This window comes from Bacillus sp. ABP14, from assembly GCF_001831375.1.
Classification (GTDB): Bacteria; Bacillota; Bacilli; order Bacillales; family Bacillaceae_G; genus Bacillus_A; species Bacillus_A paranthracis.
In genome coordinates this window covers 2,897,077-2,913,003 of sequence record NZ_CP017016.1, presented here as the reverse complement: position 1 = coordinate 2,913,003, position 15,927 = coordinate 2,897,077, and the positions used below count along the sequence as shown (strand labels likewise).

The 15,927-nt window shown below is 33.1% G+C and carries 14 protein-coding genes and 1 pseudogene; 12 read left to right on the top strand and 3 right to left on the bottom strand.

All coding sequences use genetic code 11. The annotated features are described in order from the left end of the window. The first annotated feature begins 122 nt into the window (after nucleotides 1-122). The 10 genes and pseudogenes from BGI23_RS15130 to BGI23_RS15090 all read left to right on the top strand — a co-directional run bounded on the left by BGI23_RS15130 (nucleotide 123) and on the right by BGI23_RS15090 (nucleotide 11,212). Nucleotides 123-1,439: an ATP-binding protein gene (locus tag BGI23_RS15130; protein ID WP_070806437.1), complete on the top strand. Its 1,317-nt coding sequence runs from the start codon at nucleotides 123-125 to the stop codon at nucleotides 1,437-1,439. 4 nt (nucleotides 1,440-1,443) lie between these two features. Further along, nucleotides 1,444-2,388, top strand: a complete 945-nt coding sequence (locus BGI23_RS15125; RefSeq protein WP_070806436.1) for a response regulator — start codon at nucleotides 1,444-1,446, stop codon at nucleotides 2,386-2,388. Nucleotides 2,389-3,068: 680 nt separating this feature from the next. Continuing rightward, a complete protein-coding gene (locus BGI23_RS15120; protein ID WP_070806435.1) occupies nucleotides 3,069-4,643 on the top strand; it encodes a spore germination protein in 1,575 nt (524 codons plus the stop codon). Nucleotides 4,644-4,669: 26 nt separating this feature from the next. Further along, nucleotides 4,670-5,761 (top strand): spore germination protein, encoded by a 1,092-nt coding sequence (locus BGI23_RS15115; protein ID WP_070806434.1) that lies wholly within the window; start codon nucleotides 4,670-4,672, stop codon nucleotides 5,759-5,761. Next, complete coding sequence (locus BGI23_RS15110) at nucleotides 5,758-6,951, top strand: Ger(x)C family spore germination protein (RefSeq protein WP_070806433.1); 1,194 nt, start codon at nucleotides 5,758-5,760, stop codon at nucleotides 6,949-6,951. Before BGI23_RS15115 ends, BGI23_RS15110 begins: the two co-directional genes overlap by 4 nt. A 235-nt stretch (nucleotides 6,952-7,186) precedes the next feature. Beyond that, nucleotides 7,187-7,336, top strand: a pseudogene (locus BGI23_RS28170) (DUF4046 domain-containing protein); the annotation flags it as partial. Nucleotides 7,337-7,375: 39 nt separating this feature from the next. Continuing rightward, a complete protein-coding gene (locus BGI23_RS15105) occupies nucleotides 7,376-7,723 on the top strand; it encodes a DoxX family protein (protein WP_070806432.1) in 348 nt (115 codons plus the stop codon). Nucleotides 7,724-8,036: 313 nt separating this feature from the next. Continuing rightward, entirely contained in the window at nucleotides 8,037-8,855 is an 819-nt protein-coding gene (proC, locus tag BGI23_RS15100; protein WP_070806431.1) for a pyrroline-5-carboxylate reductase, read from the top strand. Nucleotides 8,856-8,988: 133 nt separating this feature from the next. Further along, complete coding sequence (locus BGI23_RS15095; protein WP_070806430.1) at nucleotides 8,989-10,404, top strand: amino acid permease; 1,416 nt, start codon at nucleotides 8,989-8,991, stop codon at nucleotides 10,402-10,404. Between the two features lie 166 nt (nucleotides 10,405-10,570). Further along, a complete protein-coding gene (locus BGI23_RS15090; protein ID WP_070806429.1) occupies nucleotides 10,571-11,212 on the top strand; it encodes a nucleotide excision repair endonuclease in 642 nt (213 codons plus the stop codon). A gap of 98 nt (nucleotides 11,213-11,310) precedes the next feature. Here the strand turns inward: BGI23_RS15090 and BGI23_RS28975 are convergent, their stop codons facing one another. Beyond that, on the bottom strand, nucleotides 11,311-11,442 hold the full coding sequence (locus tag BGI23_RS28975; protein ID WP_083322746.1) for an IS3 family transposase: 132 nt from the start codon (nucleotides 11,440-11,442) through the stop codon (nucleotides 11,311-11,313). Between the two features lie 313 nt (nucleotides 11,443-11,755). Continuing rightward, on the bottom strand, nucleotides 11,756-12,133 hold the full coding sequence (gene ansR, locus BGI23_RS15085) for an HTH-type transcriptional regulator AnsR (RefSeq protein WP_070806428.1): 378 nt from the start codon (nucleotides 12,131-12,133) through the stop codon (nucleotides 11,756-11,758). Between the two features lie 183 nt (nucleotides 12,134-12,316). Between ansR and ansA the strand changes: the two genes are divergently transcribed. Further along, nucleotides 12,317-13,321 carry an asparaginase gene (ansA, locus tag BGI23_RS15080; protein WP_070806427.1) on the top strand — a complete coding sequence of 335 codons (1,005 nt, stop codon included), beginning with the start codon at nucleotides 12,317-12,319 and terminating at the stop codon, nucleotides 13,319-13,321. 53 nt (nucleotides 13,322-13,374) lie between these two features. After that, entirely contained in the window at nucleotides 13,375-14,805 is a 1,431-nt protein-coding gene (aspA, locus tag BGI23_RS15075) for an aspartate ammonia-lyase (RefSeq protein ID WP_070806426.1), read from the top strand. A gap of 257 nt (nucleotides 14,806-15,062) precedes the next feature. Here the strand turns inward: aspA and BGI23_RS15070 are convergent, their stop codons facing one another. Continuing rightward, nucleotides 15,063-15,917: a manganese catalase family protein gene (locus tag BGI23_RS15070; RefSeq protein WP_070806425.1), complete on the bottom strand. Its 855-nt coding sequence runs from the start codon at nucleotides 15,915-15,917 to the stop codon at nucleotides 15,063-15,065. Between the last annotated feature and the right edge of the window lie 10 nt (nucleotides 15,918-15,927).

The following is a 15,927-nucleotide window of genomic DNA, read 5'->3' as shown; positions in this document are numbered from 1 at the left end:
TGAATACTCACAATCTATAATGCTTTCGTTTATATCTTATTTATCAGTTTTTCAAAAAAATAGAGTAAGTGTTGTATTAATGCAAATAGGTTTGTATACTGACTGTTAGGCGAAAGTGAGAAGTGATTATTTTGAATCTTAGTAATTTAGTAAAAAAAGACATCTATATTCTCGTTTTAATGATACTTACAGTACCCTTAGTAGGTGAAATAAAGTCATTTCCTTTAAATGAAACATTTAGAATGAGCTTTGGTGCACCAACATTTTTCTTTTTTTTGTTATTGTTTCGACGAATTCCAGCATTTTTACCGGGTTTTTTAACAGCGATAGTCGTGGTAGTATTTCGTATCTCAATGGATGTCATTATAAAGGGAAATATGGATTGGCTAGCCGCTTTTCATACTCACTATCCTAGTTTTTTCTTTTATTTTACGTATTCGTATCTCTTTCATTTAGCAAAAATCAAACGTTTTTATCATCAACCACTAATGATTGGTTTGATTGGTTGCATGATTGAAATACTGTCAGACTGTGTCGAATTAATGATTCAATATTTCGTATTAAAAACATCAATCACATCCGAGGCAATAAATGAGATCATTGTTATCGCATGTTCCCATAGTTTTATAGTTCTAAGTTTTTTCAATATGATGAAATTGTATGAAGCACAATCAAGGGAGAGACATATAAAGAAGCAAAATGAGCACATGCTCATGCTCATCTCTAATTTATATGAAGATGCTATTCATTTAAAAAAAACATTACAAGATGCTGAGAATATAACAAAAAAATCTTATGATTTATATAAAACTTTAGACTCCTTTGAGCACAAACAGATGGATTTTCAGTTTGGGGATTTAAGGCAACAGGCATTACAAATTGCTGGCGAGGTCCATGACGTTAAAAAGGATAACCAACGCATTTTTGCGGGACTTTCAAAACTAATTTCTGATGAAAGTTTTACAGATTATATGTCTGTACATGAACTGGTAAACATCATTATACGAGCAAATACGAAATACGCACGGTTGCTAGAGAAAGACATCCAATTTGTGTATAAAATTGATGGTGTGCATTCTCATTATCATATTTATACAATCTTATCTATTATAAATAATATCGTTACAAACGCTGTAGAAGCTATCCAAGGCATGGGAATCATCACAATTGACATTAATAAAGACCATCATTTTGTTGAATTTCGAGTAGGAGATAACGGTTCAGGTATTTCTTCAAAATATAAAGATTCAATTTTTGAGCCTGGTTTTACTTCTAAATATGATGATTTAGGCAATCCATCGACAGGCATCGGACTATCGTATGTTAAAGAAATGGTCGAACAACTAGAAGGTGATGTTACGCTTGAGGACAGAACCGAAGGAAAAGGATCAATTTTTATAATTAGATTAGGGATTGATCATATAATTTCGAAAGGGTGATTCTATGTATTTTTATATAGTAGATGATGAAAAAGCGGTTCGCTCAATGTTGGCTCAAATTATCGAGGATGAAGATCTTGGAGAGGTTATAGGAGAAGCTGAGGATGGTTTATCTTTAGAGCAACACATGCCAACCCTTAAAAAGATTGACATTTTATTTATCGATTTGTTAATGCCGATTCAAGATGGAATAAAAACAATTCGTCAAATAAAGCCTTCGTTTAAAGGGAAAATCATCATGGTTTCTCAAGTAGAATCAAAAGAGTTAATTGCTGAAGCTTATTCGCTTGGCGTTGAATACTATATTATTAAGCCAATTAACCGGATTGAAGTCTTAACAGTTGTTCGGAAAGTCATTGAACGAATTCGTTTGGAAAAATCGATAAAAAACATTCAAGAATCGCTTAATATGGTATTAAAATTGGATAGTAATTCAAGTGCGCAAGAAAAATACCGTAATGAAAAACATTTAAATACTTTTAATCACTTTCAAAATTCCATTCATTTTCTTTTGTCTGAATTAGGAATAGCCAGTGAAAGTGGAAGTAAAGATTTAATGGATATGCTAGATTATTTATATAAATATGAACAAGATAACACGTTGGAACAAGGTTTTCCTTCACTAAAAGAGATTTTTATGAATTTAGCTCAAAAAAAACTTGGGGATTCAGCTGAAGACGCCGAATTAAAAAGGTTTATAGAAGCTTCCAAACAACGAATTCGGAGAGCAATTTATCAATCATTAAACCATTTAGCTTCCCTTGGACTTACTGATTTTTTAAACCCGAAGTTCGAAAATTATGCTTCTAGATTTTTTGATTTTACTACCGTAAGGAGAAAGATGACAGAATTGAATAATGAACCAACAGTACCTGCTCGTATTGATACAAAAAAATTTATTCAAGTTCTTTATTTTGAAGCAAAACGAATACACTTGGAATTAAGATGATAAACTCTTGCTCATTAGTATTTTCAATTAATAGATTGATAGTTGTTTTCATGTTATTTGTTTTATATAGTCTTTCTAAGAGTGGATTTTCCTTTATTTCATATTGAATTTAAAATCAGAAAATTCCGTATTGATTCGGTAGAAGTGTATGAACTTGGAACAAAAGAATATGTATTTTTTACACATTAATATTCATTTAAAAAAACGAGTATTTCCAAAATAAAATATAACTACATAGTAAGTTGAATTAAAAAAAAGATGCTATCTTCTAGCATCTTTTTTCTTTAAGAGAAAATATCATTGATACTTATATTATTTGAAATTCAAATGTAGGCATATATATAAAGGAAGAGGAGATAATATTTAACAAATTATAATTGGAAATGGTATTTTAGGTCAGAAATGTTTTTATACTAATTAGGTTATTGGTACGAAATAAGCATAATGTCTTGCTTTTCTGCTCTTTAATCTTACAGTTATTTTTTATTAAGTACATACCGTTCTTTAGAAGTCTCAATCCTAGCAGAGTATAGAAATTGGGTGATAAACATGTGGAACATAATTACTTCTTATCTTCCAGATTGGAAAGTCTTTGTACAAGCTTTTATCTTGTTTTTAATTCCGTATACTATCTCAAGATTTTTTCATTGGGTTCGTATGTCAGAGAAAGAGTGGGAAGAATGAGTTGGTGGAAGCCAAGAGACAAACAAGTGAAGAAAAATAATATTCAAAGTAAAACGAAACAAGAGTATAAACCTTCTCAAAATGCAACCGTTCATTTCACAAATGATTTTGCCTCTAAATTAGAACTTATAAAGCAACAGATCGGACATAATTCTGATGTTCGTTTTCGGAAGTTTAATATTGGACGCACAGATATTCAAGCTGGGATCATTTTTGTTGATGGTCTATCAGATAAAGAGATCATTGACAAACACATTATGAAGTTACTAATGGATGATTTTTCTGACGAATATAAAAATGAATCTTCTTATGTGGAGGGGACTGTTTCAAAAGAATATATTAAAAATAAAGTACTTACAATTAGTGAAGTAGCAGAAGTCCATTACATAAAAGATTTGATATCCAAAGTATTGATAGGTTCAACAGCTCTCTTAATTGATGGTTTAGCAGATGTGTTTATTCTTGGTACAACAAAAGCAAATAAACGAAACATTGAAGAACCAGTATCAGAGGCATTAGTCAGAGGGCCACGGGTCGGTTTTACTGAAGTATTAAGTGATAATACCTCACTTTTACGACGGCATTGTGCGGATGAGAACTTATCATTAGTAAAGCTACCAGTAGGAGAACGTGCAAAGAAAGAGTTAGTTATCGCATTTATTAAAGATCTTGCTAGTACAGAATTAGTGGAAGAAATAAACAACAGAATTCAGAAAATTGATATAGACAGTGTACTCGAATCTGGTTATATAGAGCAACTCATTGAAGATAATTATCTCAGTCCTTTCCCGCAGATTCAAAATACAGAACGACCTGATCGTGTTATTAGTGCTTTGATGGAAGGTCGAGTAGCTATTTTGTTAGATGGAACACCATTTGTTTTAATTGCTCCAGTTACATTTAGCATGCTGCTGCAATCACCAGAAGATTATTATGAAAGGTGGATTCCTGGTACGCTTCTCCGCTTATTACGCTTTATGACAGCTTTTGTTTCATTATTTGCTCCAGCACTGTATATTTCCTTTATTTCATTTCATCCAGGATTAATTCCCACTAAGCTCGCTATTTCGATTATCGGATCGCGAGAAGGAGTTCCTTTTCCCGCTTTAATAGAAGCGTTAATTATGGAAGTAGCTATCGAAGTTCTACGAGAAGCAGGTTTACGTCTGCCTAAACCGATTGGACCTGCAATGGGAATTGTGGGCGGTTTAATAATTGGTCAGGCTGCCGTAGAAGCAGGAATTGTTAGTCCAATAATGGTTATCGTTGTTGCGGTAACAGCTATTTCTTCTTTTACTATTCCGCAATATAGTGTGGGAATTACGTTACGCATTCTTCGTTTTGTAGCTATGTTTTGTGCTGCGATATTTGGCTTGTATGGTGTTATTCTCTTCTTTCTTTTACTTTGCAGTCATTTAGTGAAACTGAAAAGTTTTGGCGTTCCTTATACTAGCCCTGCTGTTCCGTATCGATTTAGTGACTGGAAAGATTTTATGGTTCGCATGCCATTAAAAATAATGAGACGTCGACCGAAAATAATGCATACTAAAAAAACTATCCGCAAAAGGTAGCTGATGACGAAAGGAAGTGGCCTTCAGTGATTACTGAACCTAAAGACCGAATAACAACTGCGCAAGCAGTTGTTATTATTGTAAATTACATACTTGGAACAGGGATCCTCACTCTGCCCAGAGCATCTGTGGAAAAAGTGAAAACACCAGATGTATGGCTAAGCGTGATATTAGGTGGGATACTCGCAATGGTTTCAGGAGTAATTATGGTCAAATTAAGTCAGCAGTTTCCAGATAAAACATTTTATCAATACAGTCAAGATATTGTAGGGAAATGGATAGGCAGGTTTCTTAGTTTTCTTATTATAGGGTATTTTCTTACAACTTCAGCATTTCAAATTCGTTCAATGGCAGCAGTAATAAGCTTTTTTTTGCTCGAAGGAACTCCCACATGGGCCATTATTATGCCTTTTATGTGGATAGGTCTCTATTTGATTATGAGTGGTATTAACTCGATTGCACGGATGTTTGAAATAATATTTCCTATTACTTTTTTTGTTTTTTTACTCATTTCCTTTATGAGTATCGGAATATTCGAGATAGATAATCTCCGTCCCGTATTAGGTTTGGGGATTAAACCAGTGTTAGATGGGATAAAAACAACATCTCTCGCATATACAGGTCCTGAAATTATGTTAATTCTTTTGGTGTTTATGGAACAACGAAAGAAAGCAGTAAAAGCTATTTTAGTTGGAATTTCAATTCCGTTAATCTTTTATGTAATAACTGTTGTAATGGTCATTGGTGCATTATCAATTGATGGGGTTGTAACAAGAACATGGCCGACAATTGACCTTATGCGCAGTTTTGAAATTTCTGGATTGATATTTGAACGTTTTGAATCTTTACTGCTTGTAATATGGATTATGCAAATATTTGCTACCTATACGATTAGTTACTATGCAGCTGCATTAGGATTAGCGCAACTCTTTAAAAAGAGTATTCATCCGTTTATTTTTGCTTTGATTCCAATCATTTACATCATTGCTATGACTTCGAAAAATATAAATGACTTGCTTAAATTGGGAGATATGCTCGGTAATGTTGCATTATTTTTATTTGGTTTACTACCACTGCTTCTTCTTATTATTACGCGATTAAAAGGAGGAGTAGTGTGAAACATAAATTTAATTATATGCGGTTCTATTTGGCTTTGTTAGGGACGCTTTTGCTTCTATTTTTAACAGGATGTTGGAGCAGTAAAGAAGTAGAAGAGTTGAGCTTAACTGCAGGTATAGCACTAGATAAAGGGAAGGATTCAACAATTGAGAAAGAGGATGAGGAAGGAGGTTATCCTAAAAGAAATCTTATAACAGCTACTTATCAAATTGTTAGTTCGCAAGCACAAAGTAAAGGAAATGGACAACAAAAACGTTATATAAATGTTTCTGAGACCGGTGATTCCATTCATCAAGTTGTTCGTGAGTTTTCATTGAAAAGAGAGAGCACAATGTTCAGCCCACATTTAAAAAACATTGTTATTAGTGATAATCTTGTACGTACATACAGTTTAGAACAATTACTTGAGCAGTATCTCCGTGACAATGAAGTTCGGCTTAGCTGTATGCTCTTAATTAGCAAGGGTCTAGCGAAGGAGGTACTGGAATCAAACAAAAAAGGAGAAATCCCAGCATTTCGTTTGTCTGGAATTGCAGATAATAGAAATAGAACAACAAGGATTTTACCTCCTGTATCGCTCGCTAAATTGGAAGGAAAGATGCGGTCAGGGTCCAGTTTTCTTTTGCAAAATGTAATCTCGATAAAAGGAGAAACAAAATTTGCAGGAGCTGCTGTAATTAAAGGGAAGACAAAAAAGTTGATGGGCTTTTTAAATGAGCAGGAATTGGAAGGAGTAGTATGGATAAACGGAAAAAGGAATGGTGGTGTGGTAAAAACTTTTGATAAAGAATCAAAGAAACTCATTATATACGAAATAAAGTCAATAAAAAGCAAAATCATACCACATGTTAACGGAAATAATATTTCCTTTGATGTAAACATTGAATCAGAAGGGCGTTTGTCTGAAAATTGGATGCAATCAGGAAAAGATTTTGAAAATGAATTTTTAAAAAGAGAAGAAAAAGCTATTGAAAAAGAAGTAAAGTACTTAGTACATCATGTTACAAAAAAAATACAAAAAGAATATCAAGTCGATATTGCGGGTTTTGGAAACCAATTAAGAATTAAGCACCCGAGAACATGGGAGAAAGTCAAAAAAGATTGGGATCGAACATTTAGTAAATTACCGATTAAATATCATATAAATGTAACTATACAAGATTATGGAGCATCAAGTTTAAAACGGTGAGACGTCTAAATTGACCTTATATTTACACAAAAACAAAAAGTTACAAAAATTTTAATTTGAAAATTTTTGTAACTTTTTGTTTTTTTATGTCCTTCTTATTATAGATTAAAGAAATGATTTTACCCTATACATTTCTTTTGTGTTATAAAAGTAGATCACAATAGTTACTATTGGCGTTTTATTTAACGTTAGGAAAGAGGAATCGTTATATGTCTTGAATAGGAGGGAGTTTGAAGTGCAAGCGAAAGCAGTGCAAATAGAAGAAATCTATCAAGAAATATTAGACGGTAAAAGAAGTAGGTTTCCACCGAATGCATGGAAAGAAGATAGCAATAGAGAGCTATCTAAAAGGGTCACAAAATATTTAATTGAAACAATTTTAAAATAGAAATTAACAAAGTCTTAAAAGGAGCGAGTTTAAAAGTTGATTGTTCTTCAGGTAGTATTAGCAATTTTTATTGTAGTAGGGGGATTCATAAAAATTTTCCGTATATCTTTTCAGGTAGAACATTGGCAACAATATCAATATTCATTATGGTTTATGTCTATAATTGGTTTTGTTGAAATTGTTGGAGCAATAGGTATAATCGGTGGTATTTGGAATCAATACTTAGCGCTAGGAGCAAATACATTATTAGCAGTTCTTATGGTCGGAGCTATTCATGCTCATATGTTTCGAGCAAAACAATCTATTTTAATGATAATTCCTGCATTACTTTGTTTCATACTATCTATGGCGATAATTATTTGGAATTTAAATACATTCCCTTAAATTCAACTACGAATTGTTAAAATAAGTAATTATTAGAGGGATATGTAAGCTCTATTTAAAATGTTAAATAGTTAAAGATTATTAATTCATAAAAATTATCACCGTTTTACTCTCGTTTTTAATAGTTCTATGAATAGAAAGTCTCTTCATTTTTTTATGTATGCTTGTAAACGACATACGAAAACATAACTCATTATAGGAAGGAGAATTTTGAAATTCTATTGATAAACCCAGTAATTGTAGTAGCCCTTATTTAGACTAATAATTTCAAAATCAATAAAATTTAGAGTAGAAGGAGCAAGAGCAAATTATTATGAATAAACAAATAGGATTCATCGGATGTGGAAACATGGGTATTGCTATGATAGGTGGGATGATTAAAAAAAATATAGTTTCTCCAGATCAAATAATTTGTTCAGATTTAAATGTCATTAATTTAAAAAATGCTAGTAATGAATATGGCATAACTATAACTACTAACAACAATGAAGTCGCTAACAGTGCTGACATTTTAATCTTATCAATCAAACCAGATTTATACTCATCGGTAATTAACCAAATAAAAGATCAAATAAAAAATGATGTAATCGTTGTAACTATTGCTGCAGGAAAAAGTATTAAGAGCACTGAGAATGAATTTGGTAGAAAGTTAAAAGTTGTTAGAGTAATGCCTAATACACCGGCACTTGTTGGAGAAGGAATGTCTGCGTTATGTTTTAATGAAATGGTTACAGAAAAAGATATAAAAGAGGTACTGAACATATTTAATATTTTCGGTCAGACGGAGGTCGTAAATGAAAAACTAATGGATGTTGTTACATCTATTAGTGGTTCTTCTCCAGCATATGTGTATATGTTTATAGAAGCCATGGCAGATGCTGCTGTACTTGGCGGTATGCCGAGAAAACAAGCTTATAAATTTGCGGCTCAGGCTGTATTAGGTTCTGCAAAAATGGTATTGGAAACAGGAATACATCCAGGTGAATTAAAGGATATGGTTTGTTCTCCAGGTGGAACGACGATAGAAGCTGTAGTAACGCTAGAAGAAAAAGGTTTAAGAACAGCTATCGTTTCAGCTATGAAACGTTGTATGCAAAAATCTATGGAAATGTCTAGTTTAACTAGTAAGTGAGAAGCGAATTTATATAATATTTCAAATCTATTTAATGTAAAAGAAATATTATGAGGCTAGTTAATAACTAAGTAAATTTATATAAAACACTAACGAGACGAACAAACCTTATTTTAAAGGGGATACAGAAAATATGAGTAATTTACTAAAAAAGAAATCCGTTACACAATTGTTAGAGCATAATCAAAGCAAGACTTTAACGAAAACATTAGGAGCATTTGATTTAATTATGTTAGGAGTAGGCTCGATAGTTGGAACGGGTGTTCTTGTCTTAACTGGATTAGTAGCAGCAAGAGATGCTGGTCCAGCAGTTATTTTTTCATTTGTACTTGCAGCAATTATATGCGGATTTATAGCATTATGTTACGCAGAAATTGCTTCTACACTCCCGGCGTCTGGTAGTGTATATACGTACTCATATGCAACAATTGGTGAGTTTGTTGCTCATCTAGTAGGTTGGTCATTGCTGTTAATATATATCGTGGCAACAGCAGCTGTCGCTGCTGGATGGACAGGCTATTTCCACAATTTAATAAAGGGATTTGGATTAGAGATACCTAAAGCTTTAGTAACGATTCCTTCGCATGGTGGTATTGTGAATCTACCAGCAGTAATTATTACATTGATATTGGCATGGATGTTATCCCGTGGTACGAGGGAAAGTAAACGAATCAATAATATAATGGTATTGATTAAAATTGGTATGATTTTATTGTTTATTACAGTTGGTATATTCTATGTAAAACCAACGAACTGGATACCAATTGCACCATACGGTTTAAGTGGGATTTTTACGGGTGGAGCAGCTATTTTATTTGCTTTTACGGGTTTTGATATATTAGCAACTTCAGCAGAAGAAGTAAAAGATCCGAAACGTAATCTTCCCATCGGTATTATTGCATCATTAATCATATGTACAATTATTTATATTATGGTATGCCTTGTTATGACAGGAATGGTTTCCTATAAAGAATTAAATGTTCCTGAGGCAATGGCTTATGTAATGGAAGTTGTAGGACAAGGGAAAGTCGCTGGTGCAATTGCTGCAGGTGCTGTAATTGGCCTTATGGCTGTTATTTTTTCAAATATGTATGCGGCAACACGAGTATTCTTTGCAATGAGTCGTGATGGATTGTTACCGAAATCATTTGCGAAAGTTAATAAGAAAACTGGAGCACCCACTTTTATAACTGGATTGTCAGGAATAGGGAGTTCTATAATAGCTGGGTTTATTGATTTGAAAGAGTTGGTTAATTTAGTTAATATAGGTAGTTTGGTGACGTTTGCGTTAGTTTGTCTATCAGTTATTATTCTCCGTAAATCTCACCCAAATTTAAAACGTGGATTTATGGTACCTTTTGTACCTGTATTACCAAGCGTTTCAATTGTTTGTTGTGTGTTTTTAATGCTAAATTTACCGTTAAGAACATGGTTGTACTTTAGTATTTGGATTACTATTGGGGCGGTCATATATTTCTTTTATTCGATAAAACACAGTAATTTAAATGAGGAAACGATCTCGAAATTACATGATAAAATTGCGAGATAATAATGATAGAAAATTTTATTAATAATCATATTGATAGTTGAGTAACATAGAAACAGTTTTTTGACATTTAGCAAGAAATAAAATGAAAAATCCTAGGACAGCTGAGTGCCTTTTTTAGAAACCTTGCCTGTTTTTCATGATTTAAAACTAATAAGGAGAGGAAAGTATGAGTGAATTGCATTTTATGAGTCTAGAAGAACTGGATAATGAATTAGAAAAAGATGACAGTGGTATTTATTTTATTAAAGATTATAATGACAATATTATTTATATAGGCAAGGCTTTTAGTATAAAAAGTAGAGTATTAGCTCATTTTAATAGTTATTCCAATATTAAGGAATATGTACATTTATTTAATAAAGTAGCGTATCTCATTGAAGATAGTTTGTTAAAACGCTCATTGTTACAAGTTACTTATATGATTAAATATAAACCAGTATTAAACAAAGAAGTCCAAAAAGAATTCCCAGAGTTATATACTCAATACATTAAGCAAACAAATAAAAAATCCATGTTGTTAGAAATTGATGAAGCTAAAGAAAAAAGGGATGAGTTAAAGAATAGATTAGTAAAATTAGTGGGTGGAAAAACTATGTTTTATGACATAATTTCTCTGTTAAACAATGGATATAACTATCATGTCCTCGCAAAAGTATTGAGCATAGAACTTCAAACTTTAATTATAATGAAAGAACACCGAAAGAAATTCCCGATACCACATAATTATAAGAGGACAATAAAGCATCAAGATATAATGTATGCTTTATCTGGAAAAAAGAATTTAAGTACTTCAAGGTTAAACACTTAACTTTAAAGTAGTAAATTCGTTGCTTGTAGCAATTCAACTAGAATGTGTCCCCGAAAGTTAGAAAGGTCGGTTTATTAGGTAGCCTCTAGGGAATGAGCCTAGTACAATACTGGGTTCATTCCCTTTGATTTTTTCTTGATTCTTTCATGATTATAGTACTTTATATACTTTGCTAAGTCTTGTTTGAAATCTGTTATACTTCTAAATTCTTTCGATACAGAAATAGACATACAAAAACGCCATCCTTTCTTATAAATCTACAGAAAGAATAGCGTATTTTTTACAAATGAGTTCCTTTATTGAAAAGTTTTAGTTCTATATGACTGATAAAAGGGCAAGTAACGCTAAAATAGCGGGAAGTCCTTGTTTTTGGAAGGATATTTTGTATATAAAAATATTAAAATGTAATTTATAAATATAAAGTTAATAAAGTAGATTCGGATTAATAATATTCCTAAAGCTAATCCTATATATACCGTTTACAAATTAATTGTCTAAGTATTTCTAAGTTTAAAGAGTACAGTGTCTTCGTTTTTTATTGAATCAACTTTTACATGTTGGTTCAATATTTTCTATTCTCTTGGAACTTAGTTCTCGTCTACTTCTCACAAAAGCAATAAAATCTATTATCTCTTCTGTTGACAGTGCTTCTCCATCTATTAAAAGTGTTGGATCTGGATCGTTTAGGAGTCTTGTAATATCAATTACATCTTTGTTTTGATGTGAATATTCAATTCGACCTAATATATAATCTGCAGACGTATCAAATAAATCGGCTATTTTTGATAAAGATTGTAATGAAGGTAATCTATAACCATTTTCATACCCGGCATAGGTGCTTTTTGCAATCCCAAGTCGATCTGCTGTCTCTTGTAAGGACCACTTTTGATTTTTTCTTAATTCAGATAAACGTTCCAGCATTCGTCTCATACCCCATCTAATTTTATTAAATTAATTATAACATAGAAAAAGAATCGAGAATAGAAAAAAGTACGCGTATTGAATACAAAATCTTGATTAATTTAAATTAAGTTCTATAATGATAAATATAAATACGCATTACGCGAACGATATATCGTTGTTTATTTTATGGAGGGGTTGTGTATGAAGAAAATTTTATTACTTGCAACTGGTGGGACAATTGCATCTGTGGAGGGGAATGAAGGGCTTGCTCCAGGATTGTCCGCTAAGGAATTATTGAATTATTTTTCGAAGTCTTCTCGAAACTTAGAAATAGATTGCAAAATCTTAATGAATATTGATAGTACCAATATGCAACCTGAGCATTGGAAAGAAATAGCCAATGCTGTTTTTAATCACTATGATGACTATGACGGGTTTGTGATTACACATGGAACGGATACGTTAGCTTATACATCTTCTGCGTTATCTTATATGCTTCAAGGTTTAAGAAAACCAGTTGTTTTAACAGGCTCACAAGTACCTATTAGTTTTAAAAAGACAGACGCAAAGAAAAATGTAGCTGATGCTCTTAGGTTTGCCTGTGAGGATGTTGGTGGTGTGTTTATTGTTTTTGATAGTAGGGTGATTATTGGGACGAGAGCAGTTAAAATGCGAACAAAAAGTTATGATGCATTTGAAAGTGTGAATTCTCCATATGTTGCTGAGGTAAATGAAGATGAAGTGAAATATCATTGGAAGCCAACTTCCTCACATAATGAACTTTCAATAGATACTAATTTATGTACGGATGTTTTTCTTATGAAATTGTATCCAGGTACAAAGGCAGAGATATTTGATTGTTTAAAAGATTTGTATAAAGGGATTATTATTGAAAGTTTTGGAAACGGTGGATTACCTTTTGAAGGAAGGAACTTGCTTTCGAAAATTCAAGAGTTGACTGAAATGGGGATTGCTGTAGTGATTACTACTCAATGCCTAGAAGAAGGAGAAGACATACTTCTCTATGAAGTAGGACGGAAAGTGGCGCAACATCAAGTAATATTATCTGGAGATATGAATACGGAAGCCATTATAGCTAAATTGATGTGGACGCTTGGAAAAACTAATAAATTAGAAGAGATTAAAAAAATTATTGAAGAGCCTTTGGCCTATGATTTAACAATAAAATCTGATAAGGATTGGTAATGACGTCATATGATTTATTTAGATTTTATATTTAATATGGGGGAGAAATTAAAATGGCAATGAAAAACAAGAACATGCGAGTGGAGAAGGATTTTTTGGGAGCAAAGGAATTACCCATTAAGGCATATTACGGAATTCAAACTTTACGCGCTGTTGAAAATTTCCCGATTACAGGGTACAAAATTCATGAAAGTTTAATTAGAGCATTCGCAGTTGTAAAAAAAGCTGCAGCGCTTGCGAATACAGATGTAGGAAGATTGGAATTGAACAAGGGCGGCGCGATCGCAGAAGCTGCTCAAGAAATTCTTGATGGAAAATGGCATGATCATTTCATCGTAGATCCAATCCAAGGTGGAGCAGGTACTTCAATGAACATGAATGCCAATGAAGTCATTGCCAATCGTGCTCTTGAATTATTAGGAATGGAAAAGGGAGACTATCACTATATTAGTCCAAATAGTCATGTAAACATGGCGCAATCAACAAACGATGCATTCCCAACGGCGATTCATATCGCTACATTAAACGCATTAGAAGGTTTATTACAAACGATGGGTTATATGCACGATGTATTTGAATTAAAAGCAGAACAGTTCGATCATGTGATTAAAATGGGTCGTACACATTTACAAGACGCTGTGCCAATTCGCCTTGGACAAGAATTTAAAGCGTACTCTCGTGTACTTGAACGTGATATGAAACGAATTCAGCAATCACGTCAACACTTATATGAAGTGAACATGGGAGCAACTGCAGTTGGTACAGGCTTAAATGCAGATCCAGAATATATTGAAGCGGTTGTAAAACATTTAGCTGCAATTAGTGAACTACCACTTGTTGGTGCAGAAGACTTAGTAGATGCAACGCAAAATACGGATGCATACACAGAAGTATCTGCAGCACTTAAAGTATGTATGATGAATATGTCTAAAATTGCGAATGACCTTCGCTTAATGGCATCAGGTCCACGTGTTGGCTTAGCGGAAATTATGCTACCTGCTCGTCAACCAGGTTCATCTATTATGCCAGGGAAAGTAAACCCTGTTATGCCAGAGGTAATTAATCAAATTGCGTTCCAAGTAATTGGTAACGATCATACAATTTGCCTTGCTTCAGAAGCAGGTCAATTAGAATTAAACGTTATGGAACCAGTACTTGTTTTCAACTTACTTCAATCAATTAGTATTATGAATAACGGTTTCCGTGCCTTTACAGATAATTGCTTAAAAGGAATTGAAGCGAATGAAGATCGCTTAAAAGAGTATGTTGAGAAGAGTGTAGGAATTATTACAGCCGTGAACCCTCATATCGGTTATGAAGCAGCAGCTCGCGTTGCGAAAGAAGCAATCGCGACAGGGCAATCCGTTCGAGAACTTTGTGTGAAAAATGGTGTACTGTCACAAGAAGACTTAGAGTTAATTCTAGATCCATTCGAAATGACGCACCCAGGGATTGCAGGAGCAACTCTTTTAAAGAAAAATTAAAAGAAGAGGGGGACAAGCCCCCTCCTCTTTTTTACAATATAGGGATGTTATATGTGAATAGAAGTAGGAATGTTATAAGTATACAGTGGCGTCTAATGGTTCATTAGAAACAAAATTAAGAGGAGCAGAAATATGATCAACATCACATTTAAATAAAGAGGATATATTAAAACATCCTATCAGATTAATAACAAGCTTACATGAATTTTTATAAAGAACTATGACCAACCATGAATCAATAGTTGGCCATAATGATCTTAAAGACCCATATCTTTTAATCCAGGACTATGCTCATTTGGCATTTCAGGAAGTTCTGGTACAGGAAAACCTTTTGGCGGGTCAGTTACTGTTAATGTTCCTTTGTTTCTACTTGGTGATTCACCTTGGAATATTTCTCCTATTCTTGTTGGATCTAAGCTGAAATTAAATTGTGCGTTATGGAATCCCATGTCTACATATTTTCTACATTCTGGATATTTATTAATATCATAGTTCGGCACAGGGAAGAGTTTGCCCCATTCAACCCCAAGTGTCTCTAAAGCTTTTGCAAAAGCATTTTGATGTGCATTATCACGTACAATTAAAAATGCAAGTGTTTCTCTAAAGGTTTGATTGGAACTCATTTCATAAATTCTAGTTTTTTGAAGTACACCTGTAGATTCAAGTACTACGTTATCTAATAAATCGCTAATTAAATTCCCATGGCTATATACCCAAGATCCATTCCATGGGTTGCCAGCTGCATCAACGGGCAATGAACTTTGAGCACCTACAATAAAGTGATGAGGATTGGCATGTTTAACCGCTTCATCAAGTGGTGCTGTGTCAACACCTGCATTTCCTGGTGTAGGTTCACCAGATCCAGTTAATAGTTGATTAATTGTATGTTGTACAAGTTCTACATGGCTTATTTCCTCTAAAAAAACACCTCGAAGTAAATCACGATATTGCTTCTCTTTACCTCTAAAATTTGAGCTTTGGAAGAAGTATTGCATCATTGTACGCATTTCACCATAATGCCCACCTAATATTTCTTGTAAAACTTTTGCAGCAGCTGGATCTGGTTTATCTGGCTTAATCATATTAATTATTTCCTCTTTATAATAAAACATGAAGTACACC

Bases quoted from the DNA above. Each gene is read 5' to 3' on its own strand.
- BGI23_RS15125 (WP_070806436.1), top strand. From the start codon at position 1,444: ATGTATTTTTATATAGTAGATGATGAAAAAGCGGTTCGCTCAATGTTG.
- BGI23_RS15120 (WP_070806435.1), top strand. From the start codon at position 3,069: ATGAGTTGGTGGAAGCCAAGAGACAAACAAGTGAAGAAAAATAATATT.
- proC (WP_070806431.1), top strand. From the start codon at position 8,037: ATGAATAAACAAATAGGATTCATCGGATGTGGAAACATGGGTATTGCT.
- BGI23_RS15095 (WP_070806430.1), top strand. From the start codon at position 8,989: ATGAGTAATTTACTAAAAAAGAAATCCGTTACACAATTGTTAGAGCAT.
- BGI23_RS15090 (WP_070806429.1), top strand. From the start codon at position 10,571: ATGAGTGAATTGCATTTTATGAGTCTAGAAGAACTGGATAATGAATTA.
- BGI23_RS28975 (WP_083322746.1), bottom strand. From the start codon at position 11,442: ATGTCTATTTCTGTATCGAAAGAATTTAGAAGTATAACAGATTTCAAA.
- ansR (WP_070806428.1), bottom strand. From the start codon at position 12,133: ATGCTGGAACGTTTATCTGAATTAAGAAAAAATCAAAAGTGGTCCTTA.
- ansA (WP_070806427.1), top strand. From the start codon at position 12,317: ATGAAGAAAATTTTATTACTTGCAACTGGTGGGACAATTGCATCTGTG.
- aspA (WP_070806426.1), top strand. From the start codon at position 13,375: ATGGCAATGAAAAACAAGAACATGCGAGTGGAGAAGGATTTTTTGGGA.
- BGI23_RS15070 (WP_070806425.1), bottom strand. From the start codon at position 15,917: ATGTTTTATTATAAAGAGGAAATAATTAATATGATTAAGCCAGATAAA.